Here is a 494-nt window from a genome sequence, read left to right as displayed (position 1 = left end):
GTATTCATATTATTTGTGTATTCCGATTTATCCGGCGTTAAGCCTGCATCACTTCATTACCTGCGCGTCCAATATCTTGCGCAGCTACCATCATTTTCACGTTGACTTCAAACTGACGACTCAACTTGAGCATGCCAGTTAGTTCTTCAATGACCGATACATTCGATCCCTCAAGAAAACCAGAGCGCATAGTTACATCATCTGCAGCATCCAACGGTTCGCCCGTTAAGCTCCGAAACAGCCCAGAACGATCCAAAGTCACTTCTGAATTCGTCGGATTGACAAGCTTAAGTGCCGCCACCTCCTGCCCATCAGCATCACCAGGCGCAACGACACTCACAACACCATCATTTGAAACTTGGATACTCTGATAGAGAGGCAACACCAAAGGACCATCCTCAGTAAGAACAGAGCGACCTCCGATAGTCACCTCACCCTCATCATTGAGAACCATATCCCCCGCTCGGGTATACAATTCCTCTGGCTCCCCTTCC

1 protein-coding gene is annotated in these 494 nt (G+C 48.2%); it reads right to left on the bottom strand.

The genetic code is table 11. The features are described 5' to 3' along the window. Positions 1-37: 37 nt before the first annotated feature. Positions 38-494: flagellar basal body rod C-terminal domain-containing protein (locus AB4585_RS23340; protein WP_372171163.1), on the bottom strand; the 457-nt coding region annotated here is incomplete at its 5' end.

Origin of the sequence: Vibrio sp. 10N.222.49.C9 (genome assembly GCF_041474985.1) — a bacterium.
Taxonomy (GTDB): domain Bacteria; phylum Pseudomonadota; class Gammaproteobacteria; order Enterobacterales; family Vibrionaceae; genus Vibrio; species Vibrio crassostreae_C.
Note: the sequence above shows the minus strand (reverse complement) of the source record. Positions and strands in the feature narration are given on the sequence as shown.